The sequence below is a fragment of the Deinococcus ficus genome (assembly GCF_003444775.1).
GTDB lineage: Bacteria > Deinococcota > Deinococci > Deinococcales > Deinococcaceae > Deinococcus > Deinococcus ficus.
Genome location: NZ_CP021081.1, coordinates 1,400,233 through 1,416,245, shown reverse-complemented (window position 1 = coordinate 1,416,245; position 16,013 = coordinate 1,400,233). Strand labels below are relative to the sequence as shown.

The following is a 16,013-nucleotide window of genomic DNA, read 5'->3' as shown; positions in this document are numbered from 1 at the left end:
CGCCTAGGGCACCTTCAGGCGGTCCCCGTCACCATTCCCGGCATCCTCCTGCGCCTGTTCCCGTTCAGCCTGCCGGGCCGCCTCGCGCGGGCGCACCCACACGCGGCGCATGGCGCGGTACAGCCCGGCCGCCCAGGCGGTGCTGGCCAGCATGCCCACCAGCACGTCCGTGGGGTAGTGCACGCCCAGGTAGTTGCGGCTCGCGGCAATCAGGAGCATCCACGCGCCGGCCAGTCCCAGGACCGCCCAGCGCGCCCGGGTGGGCCAGCAAATCAGGATCAGCGCCACCGCAAACGCCGAGTTCGCCATGGTGTGCCCACTCGGGAAACTGAACCCCGGCTCGACCAGCACGGCACCCAGCCCGTCCGGGCGGGGCCGCTGGAAGGCGACTTTCGCCAGGACGTTCAGCAGCGTGCCGCCGGCCACGCTGAGCGCCAGGTACCACGCCTTCCCGGGCAGGCGCTTCCAGGCCAGCCCGAGGGCCAGCGCCAGCGTGATGATCGGCAGGACCGTCACCCCGCCGATCACCCCCAGCGCCCGGGCAAAGGCCGTCAGGGCCGGCGTGCGGTTCTCGCGGTAGAAGTCCAGGATCGCCTGGTCCCACACGAAGCCGCCGTCCCGGAACACCTCCTCCGTGACGTTCGCCACGAGCACCAGCGGCAGCAGCACGCCCAGGCCGATCCACGCGACCGTCTTCCAGTACTTGCGGACCAGCGGCTGCCACCGCGCCTGCAGGTCCTCCCTGCGCCTCCCCGTGAACATCCCGTCATTACACGCTGTTTTCCCGCCCCCGGGCTTGCCGGATGCTTAACGCAGCGCCCGCCCGCTAGGCCACCTGGCGCAGCCGGCAGTGCGCCACTCACCGCATGCCCCGGAGCGCCCCCTTCGGGCACCATACATGCAGACGCGCCGACCACACAGCCCACCGGGCCCCGGCGCGCAAGGAGAGAACGTGAACGTCCAGTCCCTTCAGTACGGTGTCGAACGAGCCCAGCAGCTCCGCGACGAAGCGCAGCGCGACCGCGACGCCCGCAAGCTCCGCGCCCCAAGCCCCGAAAGTCCCCGCCTCGCCCTGAGCCGCCTGTTCCAACTCGGACGGCTCGCCGGATGACCCGCCGCCCCCACCTCAACGACCGCCCCCTTCCACAGTGAAGCGGGGCGGTCAAATTTGGGTCCCTAGTGGACTGATTCAGAAGAGTGCTGGGTGGGGAGGCGTACGATGGACTCGGAGGTGAGGCATGTCCCGCGGTCGCCACTCACCGGTTCCTCAACCCACACCTGACGAGCGTGCCCTCCTGGAGGCTCTCGTGCGCCGCCGCCAGACCCCGAGGGGTTTGGCCACCCGCGCCAGGGTGATCCTGCTGAGCACAGATCACCCTGAGTGGACGTTGAGCGACATCGGCGAGAAGGTCGGGCTGTGTGACGACACGGTCAGCGTCTGGCGCCGACGGTTCATTCGGGCGGGCATCGACGGGCTGAGTGACGCGCCGAAGAGCGGGGCACCGCGTTCTATTCAGGATCAGCAGGTGGAACAGGTCGTGCGCCTGACATTGGATACCCTGCCGGCACATGCGACGCACTGGACGACCCGCAGCATGGCCAGGGCCAGCGGACTCACGCAGAGTGCGGTGCACCGCATCTGGCGGGCGTTCGGATTGCGTCCCCACCTGACCTCCAGTTTCCAACTGTCCAAAGACCCGCTGCTGATTGAGAAGGTCCGCGACATCGTGGGCCTGTATCTGTCTCCTCCGGATCGGGCGCTGGTGCTCTGCGTGGATGAAAAGCCGCAGATTCAGGCCCTGGAACGTGGTGGAGTCACGTTCCCCATGCAGCCGGGTCAGGAAGAGCGCACCGGGCATACTTACATCCGGCATGGCACCACCACCTTGATCGCCGCACTGGATGCGAAGGTTGGCGCGGTGATCGGCCGCTGTTATCCCCGGCATCGGACCGTGGAGTTTCTGGACTTCCTTGAGGAGATCGATCGGCGAGTTCCTTCGGAACTCGCGGTGCACGTGATTCTCGACAACTACATCACCCATAAGACGAAAGCGGTCCAGGGCTGGCTGATTCAGCATCCGCGGTACACCTTTCACTTCACGCCGACGAGCGGGTCCTGGCTGAACCTGGTGGAATCGTGGTTTGCGCTGCTCAGTCGCCGGCGGCTGCGTCGCGGAGATTTTCATTCGAAGGATGACCTCGAACAGGCCATTGAGGCGTTCATCGCTCAAAACAACGAACATCCGCAGCCGTTCGTGTGGAAGCGGTCTGCAGACGACATCCTGGACAGCATTCGTCGGTTCTGCCTCCCGTATCTCAGGACGACAACTTCCCGAGATTCTTCTGAATCAGTCCACTAGTTCGTGATGGGTGCGGCGTTCGCTTCCCGCTGCTGCAGGAAGTCCTTCACGCTCTGCGCGGCGCGGGTGGTCATGCCGGGCACCGCCGCGATCTGCTCGACCGGCGCCGCCGCGAGGTCCTCCAGGCTGGTGAAGTGTTCCAGCAGCGCGTCCTTGCGTTTCTGCCCGATGCCGGGCAGGTCGTCGAACACGCTTTTCAGCATGTCCTGACCGCGGAGCTTGCGGTGGTACGTCACGGCGTAGTTGTGCACCTCGTCCCGCACGCCGATCAGGACCCGCAGCGCCGGGTGCGTGTGCGGCAGCAGCAACTCGCGGTTCACGCCGATCTCCGTGCCGCTCTCCAGCCACCACTGCGCCCCGAACCGCGCCGGCAGGATCAGGCGTTCCTCCCGCTTGGCGAGCCCCACCACCGGCACGCGCACGTTCGCCTCCCGCAGGGCGTCCAGCGCGGCGTTCACCTGCCCGCGCCCCCCGTCGATCAGCATGAGGTCCGGGAGGGGCAGCTTGTCGGCCAGGCTGCCGGTAAAGCGGCGCGAGATGGTCTGTTTCATGCTGGTGTAGTCGTCCGGGTGGTCCAGGCCGCGCACCTTGAAGCGCCGGTGCTCGCCGCGCCGGGCGCGTCCGCCCTCGAAGACCACCATGCCGGACACGATGTTCGTGCCGAACAGGTTGCTGTTGTCGTACCCCTCGATCCGCCACGGGCGGTCCGGGAGGGCCAGCACCTCCCGCAGCGCGTCCAGGCCCGGGTGGTCCCCGCGGCGTTCCAGCAGCGCCATCTCGGACTCCAGGCCCGTATTCGCGTTGCGCTGCGCCATGTCCACCAGGTCCACCTTGTCGCCGCGTTTGGGCGTGCGCATGCTGACCTTCCGCCCGGCCTTCTCGCTCAGGAACTCGCTCCACAGCGGCGCGTCCTCGAACTCGGCCGGCAGCAGGATCAGCGGCGGGACGTGCGTGGCCTGCGTGTAGTAGTCCTGCACGAACGCCTCCACGATTTCCCCCAGGCTGCTGTCCTCCGCGCCGGTCAGGAAGCGCTTGTCGCGGCCCACGACGCGCCCGCCGCGCATGCGGAACAGCTGCACCATGGCGAACTCCCCGGCCTGCGCCGCGCCGAGGAAGTCCAGGTCCGTCTCGTCACTCACGAAGGCGTGCTGCTCCGTGCCGAACAGTTTCTCCACGGCCTGCACGCGGTCCCGCAGGCGGGCCGCCTGCTCGAAGTCGCGGTTCTGCGCGGCGACCTTCATGTCGTCCTTCAGCCGGGCGATCACGGGCGCCGCGCGGCCCTCCAGCAGGTTCTTCACGTCCTCGACCACGCGCGTGTACTCGGCCAGGTCGGCGCGGTCCACGCACGGCCCCAGGCAGCGGCCCATGTGGAAGTTCAGGCACGGCCGGGCTTTTTTCTGCAGGGGCAGCCCGGAGTTCTTCCGCAGGGGGAACATGGTGTCGATCAGGTGCTTCACGCGCCGCACTGCCCCGGCGTCCGGGTAGGGGCCGTAGTAGTTCGCGCCGTCCTTGATGACGCGGCGGGTGACGACCAGCATGGGGTAGGCCTCGTTCGTGAGTTTCAGGAACGGGTAGTGCTTGTCGTCCTTGAGCAGCACGTTGTAGTGCGGGCGGTGCTGCTTGATGAGGTTCGCCTCGAGGATGAGGGCCTCGACCTCGTTGCGGGCGGTGATGAATTCGAGGCTCTCGGCGAGTTTGGTGAACTTGCCGCTCTTGCCGCCGGCCTTGAAGTGCTGGCCCACGCGGGAGCGGATGTTGTTCGCCTTCCCGATGTAGATCGGCACGCCGCCCCGCCGGAAGATGTACACGCCGGGGGTGACGGGCAGGACGGGCAGGTCTTCGAAGAGCATTCCCGCCAGGATAGAGGAGCGCCTGCACGGCGAAGGCGGGATGGCCCACGAATGGCACGAATAGTTTGTTCAATCAATTCACCTGTTTGCCAACAGGTGAAAAAAATTACTTATGGAACGCCTCGTGCAACTCCGCGCATTTTTACTTGCTTTGCAAAGCAAGTAATGCTACTGTCGATGCACGCCGGACTACCCCACCGACTCCCGGCAGGAGAGACCCATGCCGAAACTCACTCCACTGGAAGCCCAGGCCTGGCGCGGCCTGCTCCAGACCCACCAGCGCCTCTGGAACACCCTGGACCGCGAACTGCAGGACGAAACCGGCCTGAACCTCGCCGCGTACGAACTGCTGCTCACGCTGGAAGAGGGCCCGGACACCGGCCTGCGCATGACCGAACTCGCGCACGCGCTCGGCTACAGCCTGGGCGGCCTGACCCGCCTCGCGGACAAACTTCAGGCGCTGAACCTGATCACCCGCGAACGCTGCGAAACCGACGGCCGCGGCTACCAGGTCACCCTCACCCCGCACGGCGCGCAGCGCCTCAAGCGCCTGCACGTCACGCACCTGAACCGCGTCCGCGCCCTGTTCCTGAACCGCGTCACCCCCGAAGAGCAGCAGGTCCTGGCCAGCATCTGGACCCGGCTGCAGGAGGAGCCCGCATGACCCCCCTCACGTTAGGCGGCCTGCACCACGTCAGCGCCCTGAGCGCCGACATCGCCCGTAACCACGACTTCTACACCCGCGTGCTGGGCCTGCGGCTGGTGAAGAAGACCGTGAACCAGGACTCGCCCGGCATGTACCACCTGTTCTACGCCGACGGCCAGGGCGCCCCGGGCAGCGAGATGACCTTCTTCGACTTTCCCCGCGCGGCCCGCGAGCACCGCGGCAACGACAGCGTGACCCTCACGACCTTCCGCGTCACCGGCCCGGACGCCCTGGCCTTCTGGGTGGAGCGCCTCACCTCGCTTGGGATGGTGCACAGCGGCCTGCATACCCTGGACAGCCGGACGCACCTGACCTTCGAGGACGTGGACGGCACCCGCCTCGCCCTGTTCGACGACGGTGGTCACGGCCCCCGCGGCACCCCGAATCCCCAGGCGGACATTCCCGCCGCGTTCCAGATTCAGGGCCTCGGATACAGCGCCGCCAGCGTGGCCGACCTCGGCCCCACCCGCGCCTTCCTGGAAGGAGGGCTGAACCTGCGTGAAGTCCGGCAGTACGACACGGACGCCTTCACCACGCACGTCTTTCAGATAGGAGAAGGCGGTCCGCACGCCGAACTGCACGTCACCGAACGCGGCGACATGCCCCGCCACCGCCCCGGCGCGGGCAGCGTGCACCACGTCGCGCTTCGCGTGCCCGACGAAACGGCCCTCCAGGCGTGGCTGGACCACCTCGCCGGGGCCGGGTACGCCAACAGCGGACACGTGAACCGGTACTACTTCCACAGCGTGTACATCCGGGACGACAACGGCCTCGTGATCGAACTTGCCACCGACGGCCCCGGCTTCGCCAGCGACGAACCGCAGGGCGCCCTGGGCGAGCGGCTGGCCCTCCCGCCCTTCCTGGAACCCCGCCGCGCCACGATCGAAGCGCACCTGCGCCCCCTCACCCTCACGTAAGGAGACCCCGCATGACCCCCCTCACCCTGACCGGCATTCACCACCTGACCGCCGTCTCCGCGAACATCAGCGGGAACAGGCACTTCTACACCGGGGCGCTCGGCATGCGGCTCGTGAAGAAGACCGTGAACCAGGACGATGTGAGCGCCTACCACCTGTTCTACGCCGACGGCGCCGGCAACCCCGGCACCGACCTGACCTTCTTCGACTGGCCCACCCCGCCCGAACAGCGCGGGAACCACACCGTGACCCGCACCGCCCTGCGCGTGAAGGACGCCGCGAGCCTCGACTACTGGCAGGCCCGGCTCCGCGACCTGAACGTCACGCACGGGGAAATCGTGGAACGCGACGGCCGCCCCACCCTGGACTTCGAGGACCCGGAAGGCCAGCGCCTCGCCCTCGTCGCGGACGGCGGCGCCGGCGACCCACCCACTCCCTGGACCGGCAGCCCCGTGCCCGCCGAACACCAGCTGCGCGGCCTGGGGCCCATCACCATGACCGTGCCCAGCCTGCGCAACACCGACGTGGTGCTCCAGAAGGTGCTACACATGCGGCCCGTGCGCACCTACCCCGACCCGACCGGCCCGCAGCACACCGTGCACGTGTACGAGATGGGCGCCGACGACGGCACCCCGAAAGGCCCGCACGCGGAACTGCACGTCGCCGTCCGGCCCGACCTGCCCCCCGCCCAGCCCGGCGCGGGCGGCGTGCACCACGTCGCCTTCCGCACCCCCAACGACACCGAGTACCACGCCTGGACGGAGCACTTCAGCCACTTCGGCCTGCGCACCAGCGGCGAGGTGGACCGCTTCTGGTTCCGCAGCCTGTACTTCCGTGAACCGAACGGCATCCTGTACGAGATCGCCACCGACGGCCCCGGCTTCGCGGTGGACGAGGACCCCGCGCACCTGGGCGAACGGCTGATCCTGCCGCCCCGCTTCGAATCGCGCCGCGCCGCCATCGAGGCCGGCCTCAAACCCATCCACTGACAGGCCGCCTCCGCCATCCGGCGCATCCACTCCCGGCGGCCCGCCCCTACCCTCCAGGGACGCGCCGTCTACACGTCCGGCCACCGGAGGACCGCCATGAACCGAACCACTGAACTCGATACGGTCGCCCGCACTGACCGGCCCGGCACCCGCTCCAGCCTGACTGCCGACCTCCGCGCTCTGGGCGTGCAGCCCGGCGACGTCCTGATCGTGCACAGCAGCCTCAGTCGGCTCGGCTGGGTGGCCGGGGGTGCCGTGGCCGTCATCCAGGCTTTGCAGGACGCGGTCACGCCGGAAGGCACGCTGGTCATGCCGACCTTTACCCTGAATCTCACCGACCCGGCCGGCTGGCGTAACCCCGCCGTGCCGGAATCGTGGTGGTCCACCCTCCGCGCCGAACTGCCCGCCTTCGACCCGGCCCTCACGCCCACCCGGAAGATGGGCCGCATCCCGGAACTGTTCCGCACGGCACCCGGCGCGCAGCGCAGCCACCACCCGCACAGTTCGTTTGCCGCCTGGGGTCGGCAGGCCGGGTTCGTGACCGACGGCCACGCCCTGACTTTCTCGCTGGGAGAGAAGTCGCCCCTCGCCCGGGTGTACGACCTGAACGGCCGCGTGCTGCTGCTCGGCACGGAGAACAACACCAGTCTGCACCTCGCCGAGATCCGCGCCGGGACGCGGCCGGTCACGTCCTTCAGCGGACCCGTCCTCGTGAACGGCGAGAGGCAGTGGGTGACCTTCGACGAGATCGACTACGACGACAGCGCCTTCCCCCCCGTGAAAGCCGCCTTCGAGGCCACCGGCGCCGTCAGGATCGGACCAGTCGGCGCGGGCACGGCGAAACTCATGTCCCAGCGCGCCCTGGTGGATTTCGCCGTGCACTGGTGGACCACCCGACCCCACGAGACCTCCGGATGAACACGAACTGGATTCACCACCTGGACCGCGGCACCGGTCCCTGGACCCTGCTGCACCTGCACGGCACCGGCGGGAACGAGACCCAGCTGCGCGGCCTGGGCCGGGAGATCGCGCCGGACGCCACCCTGCTGGGCGTGCGCGGCCGCAGCCTGGACGAGGGCTTTCCCCGCTTCTTCCGCCGGTTCACGGCCGTGCGCTACGACCAGGCGCAGATCCGGGAGGAGGCCGCCGCGCTGGCGCAGTTCGTGCAGGATGCCGCCCAGGCGTACGGCCTGGACCCCGCGAAGGTGCTGACGCTGGGTTACAGCAACGGTGCGAACATGGCCCTGGCTGCCCTCGCCCTCCAGCCGCAGACCTTCCAGGGCGGGCTGTTCCTGCGCCCGGTCATGCCGCTGGACGACCCGCCCGGCGCGGACCTGAGCCACGCCCGCGCCCTGATCCTGCACGGCGCCCGCGACCCGTACGCCGCGCACGCCGGCGCGGTCACGCCCTACCTCACCCACTCGGGCGCGCAGGTGGAGGAGCACACCCTGAACGCCGGGCACGAACTCAGTCAGGCGGACGTGACGCTGGGCGCGCAGTGGTGGGCCAGACAAACGCAATAAACAGGCAGAGAGGAGCGGGACGCCCGTGAAAGCGTCCCGCTCTTTTCCGTGAATCGCTCAGGCTTCGGGGGCCGCGTCGTCCAGTTTCAGGCCGAGGTCGCCCAGCTGGGCCGTGTCCACGGGGGAGGGGGCCAGGGCCATCAGGTCCGCGCCGCGGTTGTTCTTCGGGAAGGCGATCACCTCGCGGATGCTCTGCGCGCCGCTCATCACCATGATCAGGCGGTCGAAGCCCCAGGCGATCCCGCCGTGGGGGGGCGTGCCGTGCGCCAGGGCGTCCATGAAGAACCCGAACTTCTCGCGGGCCTGCTCCTCCGTGAACCCGATCGCCGCGAACATCTGCGTCTGCACTTCCGGGTCGTGAATGCGGATGCTGCCGCCCCCGACCTCGAAGCCGTTGAGCACCAGGTCGTACGCCTGCGCGCGGATCTCGCCCTGCTGCGGCGTGCCGAACAGCTTGAGGTCGTCCGGGTGCGGCGCGGTGAAGGGGTGGTGCATGTACGTCCAGGTCTGGGAGTCCTCGTCGAATTCCAGCTGCGGGAAGTCCACCACCCACGATACGTGGAACTGCGGGCCGCCTGCGGCGAGGTCAAACAGGTCACGCAGCGCGAGGCGCACGGCACCCAGCGCGGACACGGCCTTCTTCCATTCGCCGGCGGCGAACAGCAGCGTGCCGCCCTCCGGCACGCCGGTGCGGGCGAGCAGCTCGGCCGTCTGTGCGGTCACGAACTTGCTGATGCCGCCCGTGAAGGCGTCGCCGTCGCGTTTGAGCCACGCGAGGCCCCTGGCGCCGTTCTGTTTCGCCACGCGTTCCAGTTCGTCGATCTGCTTGCGGGTCAGTTCCGGCGCGGCGATCACCTTGACGGTCTGGGCGTCCGCGAAGGCCTTGAAGTCGCCGCCCTGGAACAGGTCTGTGACGTCCTCGAACGCGGACCCGAAGCGCAGGTCCGGCTTGTCCGAGCCGTACCGGTCCATGGCTTCCTGGTACGACAGGCGCGGGAACGGCAGGGTCAGTTCCACGCCCAGCGCCCTGCGGAACACGTGCGCCATCAGGCGCTCCTGCAGCTCCAGCACGTCGTCCTGCTCCACGAAACTCAGTTCCATGTCCAGCTGCGTGAAGTCCGGCTGCCGGTCGGCGCGCAGGTCCTCGTCCCGGAAGCAGCGGGCCAGCTGGTAGTACCGGTCGAAACCCGCGATCATCAGCAGCTGCTTGAACAGCTGCGGGCTCTGCGGCAGGGCGTAGAACTCCCCGGGGTTCAGGCGGCTGGGCACCAGGAAGTCCCGCGCGCCTTCCGGCGTGGACTTCGTGAGCATCGGCGTTTCCACTTGAATGAAACCCTCGGCGTCCAGGAATTCGGTCACGGCGGTCACGGCCTTGCTGCGCAGGAAAAGGTTGCGCTGCATGTCTGCCCGGCGCAGGTCCAGGTAGCGGTACTTCAGGCGGATGTCCTCGGCGACGTCCCCGCCCTTTTCCAGCTCGAATGGCGGGGTTTTCGCGGTGTTCAGCACCTTCACCCGAACGGCGATCACTTCGAAGTCCGCCGCGCCGCCCTTGCGCTGCGATTCCGGGCGCTGTTGGTACACGCCTTCGATCTCCGCGACGTACTCGGCGCGCAGCCGGTCCGCTTCCGCGAACGCCGCGGAGTCCGGTTCCACCTGCACCTGTACCACGCCGCTGCGGTCGCGCAGTTCGAGGAAGATCAGGCCGCCCAGGTCGCGGCGGCGGTTCACCCAGCCCTGCAACGTGACGGTCTGCCCGGCGTGGGCGGGGGTGAGGTGGCCGATCAGGGCGGTGCGTTTCATGCGTTCTCCAGGGGGGTGGGGGTCAGGGCGAGCTGCCCCTTGAGGAAGGCCAGCAGGTCGCGGGTGGGCACGGTCGTCTGCTGCCCGGTGGCGAGGTTCTTCACGGTCAGGGTGTCCTGCTCGACCTCGTCGGAGCCGATCAGGGCGACGAACCGGGCGCGGCGGCGCTCGGCGTCCCGGAAAACGTTCCCTGGCTTCATGGCCTTGTAGGCGAATTCGGTGCGGGCCACCTGCCGGGCGGTCATGGCGACCGTGGCGGCGTACCCGACGTTCGAGTCGTCCAGCGCGGCCACGTACAGCAGCGGGCCGTCCGACTCGGGAATCACCACGCCGTCGGCTTCCATGGCGAGCAACAGGCGTTCCATCCCGAACGCCCAGCCGATCCCGGGCACGGGGTCCTTGCTGCCGAGTTCCTGCGCGAGGCCGTCGTACCGCCCGCCGCCGCACAGCGCGGACTTGGCGCCCACGCCCTCGTGGTGCAGTTCCCAGGCAGTGCGGCGGTAGTAGTCCAGGCCGCGCACGATGCTGGGGTCGATGTCGTACGCCACGTCCCAGGCGTCCAGGTGCGCGCGCACCTGCTCGAAGTGCGCCCTGGCCGCCTCGCCCAGGAAGGCCAGCATGGGTTTCACGCCCAGCTCCGCGATCAGTTCCTGGTCGCCGGGCGCCTTCCCGTCCAGGATGCGCATGGGGTTGCGTTCCAGGCGGGCTCTGCCGTCGTCCGACAGGCGGTCCACGTGAGGGGTGAACAGGTCACGCAGGTACGCGTTGTACGCCTCGCGGTCCTCCGGGTCGCCGATGCTGCCCAGCTTCACCTTCACCTGCTTCAGGCCCAGCGCCCTGACCACGTCCACCAGCAGGCTGATCGTCTCGGCGTCCACAAGGGGGTCCGTGGACCCCAGAACCTCGTAATCCACCTGATGAAACTGCCGCAGCCTGCCCTTCTGCACGTTCTCCGCGCGGAACATCGGGCCGTGCAGCCACAGCTTCAGCGGCGCGGGCAGCTGCTTCAGGCCGTTCTGCAGGTACGCGCGGACCACCCCGGCGGTCGCTTCGGGCCGCAGGATGAACCCGCCGTGGTCCCCGAAGTAGTACACGGTGAACATCTCCTTGCGGACGATGTCCGTGCTGCCGCCCACGCCGCGCTTAATTACCTCGGCGTCCTCGAAGATGGGCGTATCGATCTGCTGCGCGCCGGCGCGTTCCAGCACGCGCCGGGCGGTCTCCCGGATGAACTGAAAGGCCGCCGCCCGGGTGTCCAGCCCGAGCTTGGGGCTGCCGTCCGGAAGGTGGTCCTGGGTGCCTTTGGGGCGTTGAATCGCCATAACCTGCACAGTGTACCGCCCGTCACGCACCCCGCACGCCCGGCACAACAGGGGAGGGGGACCAGGCCGCGCAGGCCGGTCCCCCTCCAGAGGCGGTGCTCAGCGGGTGACGCTGAACGGCAGGCCCGTGGACTGCTTCCCGGACACCTCCACGAACAGCCACGACCCACCCACCGGGGCGTCCGTGGGAATCGTCGCGACGATCTCACTGTCCGTCCAGGACTTGATGGCGCTGGCGGGGAACACGTACCCGCCCTTGCCGTTCTCGTCGGCGCCCAGGCGGATGACGCCCTGGTTCGCCCCGCCCAGGTAACGGCCCTGGATGGTGAGCGTGCCGCCACGCGGCGCCGGATCGGAGACTTTCACGAGCACGGGCGTGACGGTGACCATCTGACCCGTGGAGGCCGAGGGGGCACAAGAGGCGAGCAGACCGAACGACAGTAAAGAAGCAACCAAGAGTGAGCGCATAGCAACAGCCTCCGTGAACGAAGTGTAATGAACGTGATGATACCCGGTCAAATTTCCCACGACGACGACGTTTCCGCTGAGAAGAATCCGTCAAAGCCGGAGGACGCCGTGCGCTCGCTGGAAGGCCGGCGCATCCTGGTCGTCTTCAACCCCAGAAGCGGCCACGGGGACAGCGGCCTGCCCGACTTCGTGCAGAGCCTCCGGGCCATCGGCGCAGACGTCACCGAACGAGAACTGCAGCCGGACACCCACATGGACAAGTACGTAAGCGACGTGCAGAGCTACGCGGCGGTGGTGGGCGCGGGTGGGGACGGCACGGTCAGCAGCCTCGCGTACGCCATGCGGTACAAGAACGTCCCACTGCTCGCGTACCCCGCCGGCACCGCGAACCTGATCGCGCAGAACCTCGACCTGCCCACCGACCCGTCCGAGCTGCTGGACGTCATGATTCACGGGCACGCCACCCGCGTGGACATGGGCGAGGTGGAGGTCAAGGGCGAGAAGAGCGGCTTCTGCATGCTGGCCGGCGCCGGCGCGGACGCCGCCATGATCCGCGACAGTGAGGAACTCAAGGAAAAATACGGCGTGATGGCGTACGTCCTCAGCGCCATGAAGCAGCTCAACCCCAAGAAGACCGTGTTCAACCTCGTCATCGACGGGGAGGAACGGCACTTCGAGGGCATCGGGGTGATGGTCGCGAACTTCGGCATGGCGAACTACCGCCTGCCGATCACCAGCGACATCAGCCCCAGCGACGGCCGCTTCACGGTGGTGCTGCTCAAGGCCGGGAACATCCTGCGGCTCGTCCCGAACCTGATCGACAGCGTGCGCGTGAAACTGAACCTCGGGGACCCGCTGTTCAGCGGAAACATGGAAACCCTCCAGGCCAAGAACGTCACCGTGGACGCCGAGGATCCGTTCCCACTCCAGTACGACGGGGAGCTTCACGTGGAGACCACGCCGTTCACCGCGCGGGTGCTGCCCGGCGCGATCCGGTTCCTGACGAAACTGCCGCGCACCGAACTGGACACCTGAAAAACTGCCGTCCAGCACGCTGGATTTTTTGCGAGCTCACAGGAGGCCCAGGAAGGGGCCTCCGAACCATTTTGAGACCTGGGATACCTGGGAAGTCAGGAAATGAAACTCCGAAGGGACACAATTATTGCTGCACACTCGTCCGCATACTCAGGGAACCTGTCTGCCACCAAAGTCAGTGCATCAATACCCCGGGCTTCACGATTCCGCGGTCCACCGAACGGCAGCACGTCCATGTGTAGGGCCAGATGCACGCGTACTCGGCTGCTCGCATCCTCTAGCCACTGATCCAATGTCGGGATGAAATCGGAGCCATTGGTCCGGCCACTCCAGATGCCGATGCCCAGAAACGCTTCTGCTTGCTCCAGGCTCAGGAGACTCCGATCCACGGCCGTGGCCAAGAGTTCGCCGGCATCCTCATGGCCCAAGAGGTTAAACAGGTCTTCCATCCTGACGTCCGATTCCATAAATGGGCCGTACGGGTTAAGCGGGTCAGTGGCCTGCACGGCAGACATTCGGGCGATGAAGTGCTGAATCTCCGGTCTGGTGAGTGGGTCGTCGGAGGCCATCGCCTCTCAGTCTAATCTTTTCTCCGCCCGTTGATAATGCATGTTATCATCGGCTCACCCATGACCGATGCCCTGGTGCCGTTCACCGCCGACGCCCTTGCCCAGGCCCGCAGCTTCAGCGGCCTCACCGACGAGGCCCTGCGGGTCCGGGCCGTCACTGCCGCCCGCGACAAGACGTTCCCGGAGCTCTGGGCGATCACGCTCGCGTACCTCAGCACCGACACCAGCGGCGGCGTGCGTACCAGCCCGCACACGCTGCGCGCCTACCGCAAGGGCGTCGAGGTGCTGGTGAACCACGCCCGCGACCACGCCTGGAATCTCCTGCACCCGGGCCGCCGCGAACCTGGTCTGTACGTGGCGGCCCTCACGAGCAGCGGCCTGAAACCCGCCACCGTGATGGCGCGCGTCGCGGCGGCCTCGGCGCTGTACCGGGCCCTGCGCTGGGCCGGGGCGACCGACGCCGACCCGTTCGCAGACGTGAAACGCCCCAAGGACCGCACCAAGGGCATCGTGAAGAATCCTCCGTACCGCCCGGAGTTCGTGCAGGCGATGCTGGAGCACGCGGACGCGCAGGAGCGGGCGCTGGTGCTGCTGATGGCGCACGCCGGCCTGCGGATCGCGGAGGCCCTGGCGGTCACCTGGGCGGACGTGGACCTGCCGCGGCGGCGCCTGCTGGTCGCGCACGGCAAGGGGGATAAGGCCCGCCGGGTGCCGCTGAGCGCCCTGCTGCGGGACGCCCTGAGTGCCTGGCAGGCCGAGTCGGGCGCCCGGGGGCCAGCGTGGGTGTTCACGTTCCAGGCGTACTCCAGCGCGTACGAACGCCTGCGGAAACTGGCATTGAGATGCGGCCGGGAGCATGAGTTCCGCGGCTTTCACGCCGGGCGGAAGTACGCGGGCACGCAGCTGTACGCCGCCACGAAGGACTTCACGCGGGTGGCCGGGTTCCTGGGGCATGAACAGGTGGACACCACGAGGCGGTACGTCGAGGTGCCGGAAGACGACCTGGACGACATCGTGGAGCACTTCCGCTGACTAGAGCCGCCGGCCGGCGAGGCTCCCGCCGGCGATCATGGCGGCCGCCAGCAGCAGCGCCGGCCAGTCGCCCACCCGGCCGTACACGGTCTGTCCTGAGAGCACGCGGTACCGGGCGTGCAGGGCGCCCTCTCCCCTGCCGAGCACCTGCCGGGGCCGGCCGAGGTCGTCCACGGCGGCGGCGATGCCGCGGTTCACGCTGCGCAGCACCCAGCGGCGGTTCTCGATGGCGCGCACGCGGCCCATCATGAAGTGCTGCTGCACGCCCCAGCCCTCGTACCAGCCGTCGTTGCTGACGTTCACCAGCACCTGCGCGCCGCGGTTCGTGAGCTTGCGCGCCACCCAGCCGAACACGCTGTCGTAACACACGTACGCGCCGTACAGCACGCCGCTGAGCGGCAGCGGGTGGACATCCTGGGCGGGCGGCAGGTTGGGCGGGAGGACGAAGCCCACGCCCTGCTGAATCACCGTCCAGAAGGGCTGCAGCGTCTCTTGCAGGGGGAAGTACTCGCCGAACGGCACCGGGCGGGCCTTGTCGGTGGTGCCCAGGGGGGTCACGCCGTCCCAGCTGACCACGCGGTTGGAGCGGGGCTCCCAGCTGCTCAGACCGTACAGGCCGTTCGCCGGTGTCCGGGCGAGGTACGCGGGGCTCCGCACGGCGCTCTCGCTCCAGATCAGGACCTCGCCCGGGCGGCGGGCAGCGGAGAGCTGCAGCTGACGCTGAAATTCCGCGTCCGGACTCAGGCCTGTGACCCGGTCGAAGGAATCGAAGTCCGTGCGCAGCACCAGCGCCTGCGCCGCCGGGCCTGCGGCGGGCTGACGGGTCACGCCGTACACGATGGCGGCGATCCACACGGCACTCAGGGCGATCAGGGGGGCGCGGCGGTCCAGCCAGAAGCTGACCAGCGCGGCGGCCGTCGCCGCCACCAGGGCGCTGCCCAGCAGCACGCCGCCCACGTCCGCGATCTGAATCATGGGCGTGGGCAGCAGCGTGTAGCCCAGCATCGGCCAGGGGAACGCCAGCGGGCCCAGGGTCCGCAGCCACTCCAGGATCACCCACCCGCCCGCCAGGGCCCACACGCGCCCCAGCCGGTGCGGGGTCAGGCGCGCGACGATGAGGGCCATGACCGCCAGGAACAGGCCCTCCAGAGCGAACAGCGCGAAGGCGAGTGCGCCGGCCGGCGGGAAGCTGAAGATCTTGCCCAGGAACGCCGTGAGCCACCACAGGTGCACGGCCATCAGCCCGCTGCCCGCCCAGAACACCCGGCCCGCCACCCCGCGCGCCGTGTCGGCGCTGGCGGCCCACAGCAGCAGTGCGGCCAGCGGCACGAACGCCAGGAAACTCCAGTCGAGGGGCAGGTGGGTGGCGCCCAGGGCCGCGCCGAGAAGCAGGCCCTGCACGGGCACCGGGAGGGGACGTCGCATCGCCCGCATCATAGGGC

16 protein-coding genes are annotated in these 16,013 nt (G+C 68.6%); 9 read left to right on the top strand and 7 right to left on the bottom strand.

All coding sequences use genetic code 11. The features are described from left to right. Nucleotides 1–3: 3 nt before the first annotated feature. Nucleotides 4–762, bottom strand: a complete 759-nt coding sequence (locus tag DFI_RS06915) for a phosphatase PAP2 family protein (protein ID WP_051307377.1) — start codon at nt 760–762, stop codon at nt 4–6. A gap of 190 nt (nt 763–952) precedes the next feature. On the opposite strand from DFI_RS06915, the gene DFI_RS20145 reads away from it, so the two are divergent. Together DFI_RS20145 and DFI_RS06905 are read left to right on the top strand one after the other, a co-directional pair. Next, nucleotides 953–1,111, top strand: a complete 159-nt coding sequence (locus DFI_RS20145) for a hypothetical protein (RefSeq protein ID WP_155864492.1) — start codon at nt 953–955, stop codon at nt 1,109–1,111. 127 nt (nt 1,112–1,238) lie between these two features. Then, nucleotides 1,239–2,360: an IS630 family transposase gene (locus DFI_RS06905; RefSeq protein ID WP_027462651.1), complete on the top strand. Its 1,122-nt coding sequence runs from the start codon at nt 1,239–1,241 to the stop codon at nt 2,358–2,360. Here DFI_RS06905 and uvrC read toward each other — a convergent pair. Then, nucleotides 2,357–4,210, bottom strand: coding sequence for an excinuclease ABC subunit UvrC (gene uvrC, locus DFI_RS06900; RefSeq protein WP_027462650.1), 1,854 nt, complete (start codon nt 4,208–4,210; stop codon nt 2,357–2,359). The two genes, DFI_RS06905 and uvrC, sit on opposite strands and share 4 nt — an antisense overlap. A gap of 220 nt (nt 4,211–4,430) precedes the next feature. On the opposite strand from uvrC, the gene DFI_RS06895 reads away from it, so the two are divergent. The 5 genes from DFI_RS06895 to DFI_RS06875 all read left to right on the top strand — a co-directional run bounded on the left by DFI_RS06895 (nt 4,431) and on the right by DFI_RS06875 (nt 8,345). After that, nucleotides 4,431–4,874, top strand: coding sequence for a MarR family winged helix-turn-helix transcriptional regulator (locus tag DFI_RS06895; protein ID WP_027462649.1), 444 nt, complete (start codon nt 4,431–4,433; stop codon nt 4,872–4,874). Next, a complete protein-coding gene (locus DFI_RS06890) occupies nt 4,871–5,833 on the top strand; it encodes a VOC family protein (RefSeq protein ID WP_027462648.1) in 963 nt (320 codons plus the stop codon). Before DFI_RS06895 ends, DFI_RS06890 begins: the two co-directional genes overlap by 4 nt. Before the next feature lie 11 nt (nt 5,834–5,844). After that, nucleotides 5,845–6,822, top strand: coding sequence for a ring-cleaving dioxygenase (locus tag DFI_RS06885; RefSeq protein WP_027462647.1), 978 nt, complete (start codon nt 5,845–5,847; stop codon nt 6,820–6,822). A gap of 96 nt (nt 6,823–6,918) precedes the next feature. Continuing rightward, nucleotides 6,919–7,740: an AAC(3) family N-acetyltransferase gene (locus tag DFI_RS06880; protein ID WP_027462646.1), complete on the top strand. Its 822-nt coding sequence runs from the start codon at nt 6,919–6,921 to the stop codon at nt 7,738–7,740. Then, nucleotides 7,737–8,345: an alpha/beta hydrolase gene (locus DFI_RS06875; RefSeq protein WP_027462645.1), complete on the top strand. Its 609-nt coding sequence runs from the start codon at nt 7,737–7,739 to the stop codon at nt 8,343–8,345. The genes DFI_RS06880 and DFI_RS06875 overlap by 4 nt, the downstream gene beginning before the upstream one ends. A 57-nt stretch (nt 8,346–8,402) precedes the next feature. Here the strand turns inward: DFI_RS06875 and aspS are convergent, their stop codons facing one another. From aspS to DFI_RS06860, 3 genes are all read right to left on the bottom strand, one after another. Then, complete coding sequence (aspS, locus tag DFI_RS06870) at nt 8,403–10,145, bottom strand: aspartate--tRNA ligase (RefSeq protein WP_027462644.1); 1,743 nt, start codon at nt 10,143–10,145, stop codon at nt 8,403–8,405. Beyond that, a complete protein-coding gene (hisS, locus tag DFI_RS06865; protein ID WP_027462643.1) occupies nt 10,142–11,467 on the bottom strand; it encodes a histidine--tRNA ligase in 1,326 nt (441 codons plus the stop codon). Before hisS ends, aspS begins: the two co-directional genes overlap by 4 nt. 99 nt (nt 11,468–11,566) lie before the next feature. Further along, nucleotides 11,567–11,857 (bottom strand): IPT/TIG domain-containing protein, encoded by a 291-nt coding sequence (locus tag DFI_RS06860; protein ID WP_324603294.1) that lies wholly within the window; start codon nt 11,855–11,857, stop codon nt 11,567–11,569. A 105-nt stretch (nt 11,858–11,962) separates the two neighbouring features. Here DFI_RS06860 and DFI_RS06855 point away from each other — a divergent pair, with 105 nt between their 5' ends. Beyond that, nucleotides 11,963–12,970, top strand: coding sequence for a diacylglycerol/lipid kinase family protein (locus DFI_RS06855; RefSeq protein WP_081425799.1), 1,008 nt, complete (start codon nt 11,963–11,965; stop codon nt 12,968–12,970). A gap of 95 nt (nt 12,971–13,065) precedes the next feature. On the opposite strand, the gene DFI_RS06850 is transcribed toward DFI_RS06855, so the two are convergent. Then, nucleotides 13,066–13,539 carry a hypothetical protein gene (locus tag DFI_RS06850; RefSeq protein WP_027462641.1) on the bottom strand — a complete coding sequence of 158 codons (474 nt, stop codon included), beginning with the start codon at nt 13,537–13,539 and terminating at the stop codon, nt 13,066–13,068. A gap of 60 nt (nt 13,540–13,599) precedes the next feature. Between DFI_RS06850 and DFI_RS06845 the strand changes: the two genes are divergently transcribed. Continuing rightward, nucleotides 13,600–14,571: a tyrosine-type recombinase/integrase gene (locus tag DFI_RS06845; protein ID WP_027462640.1), complete on the top strand. Its 972-nt coding sequence runs from the start codon at nt 13,600–13,602 to the stop codon at nt 14,569–14,571. Here DFI_RS06845 and lnt read toward each other — a convergent pair whose 3' ends face one another. Beyond that, complete coding sequence (gene lnt, locus DFI_RS06840) at nt 14,572–15,996, bottom strand: apolipoprotein N-acyltransferase (protein ID WP_027462639.1); 1,425 nt, start codon at nt 15,994–15,996, stop codon at nt 14,572–14,574. Nucleotides 15,997–16,013 lie beyond the last annotated feature (17 nt).

Coding starts and splice junctions, on each gene's coding strand:
- hisS (WP_027462643.1), bottom strand. CDS start 11,467: ATGGCGATTCAACGCCCCAAAGGCACCCAGGACCACCTTCCGGACGGC.
- DFI_RS06850 (WP_027462641.1), bottom strand. CDS start 13,539: ATGGCCTCCGACGACCCACTCACCAGACCGGAGATTCAGCACTTCATC.
- DFI_RS06880 (WP_027462646.1), top strand. CDS start 6,919: ATGAACCGAACCACTGAACTCGATACGGTCGCCCGCACTGACCGGCCC.
- DFI_RS06905 (WP_027462651.1), top strand. CDS start 1,239: ATGTCCCGCGGTCGCCACTCACCGGTTCCTCAACCCACACCTGACGAG.
- lnt (WP_027462639.1), bottom strand. CDS start 15,996: ATGCGACGTCCCCTCCCGGTGCCCGTGCAGGGCCTGCTTCTCGGCGCG.
- uvrC (WP_027462650.1), bottom strand. CDS start 4,210: ATGCTCTTCGAAGACCTGCCCGTCCTGCCCGTCACCCCCGGCGTGTAC.
- DFI_RS06885 (WP_027462647.1), top strand. CDS start 5,845: ATGACCCCCCTCACCCTGACCGGCATTCACCACCTGACCGCCGTCTCC.
- DFI_RS06890 (WP_027462648.1), top strand. CDS start 4,871: ATGACCCCCCTCACGTTAGGCGGCCTGCACCACGTCAGCGCCCTGAGC.
- DFI_RS06895 (WP_027462649.1), top strand. CDS start 4,431: ATGCCGAAACTCACTCCACTGGAAGCCCAGGCCTGGCGCGGCCTGCTC.
- DFI_RS06855 (WP_081425799.1), top strand. CDS start 11,963: ATGAACGTGATGATACCCGGTCAAATTTCCCACGACGACGACGTTTCC.
- DFI_RS06845 (WP_027462640.1), top strand. CDS start 13,600: ATGACCGATGCCCTGGTGCCGTTCACCGCCGACGCCCTTGCCCAGGCC.
- DFI_RS06860 (WP_324603294.1), bottom strand. CDS start 11,857: ATGGTCACCGTCACGCCCGTGCTCGTGAAAGTCTCCGATCCGGCGCCG.
- DFI_RS06915 (WP_051307377.1), bottom strand. CDS start 762: ATGTTCACGGGGAGGCGCAGGGAGGACCTGCAGGCGCGGTGGCAGCCG.
- aspS (WP_027462644.1), bottom strand. CDS start 10,145: ATGAAACGCACCGCCCTGATCGGCCACCTCACCCCCGCCCACGCCGGG.
- DFI_RS06875 (WP_027462645.1), top strand. CDS start 7,737: ATGAACACGAACTGGATTCACCACCTGGACCGCGGCACCGGTCCCTGG.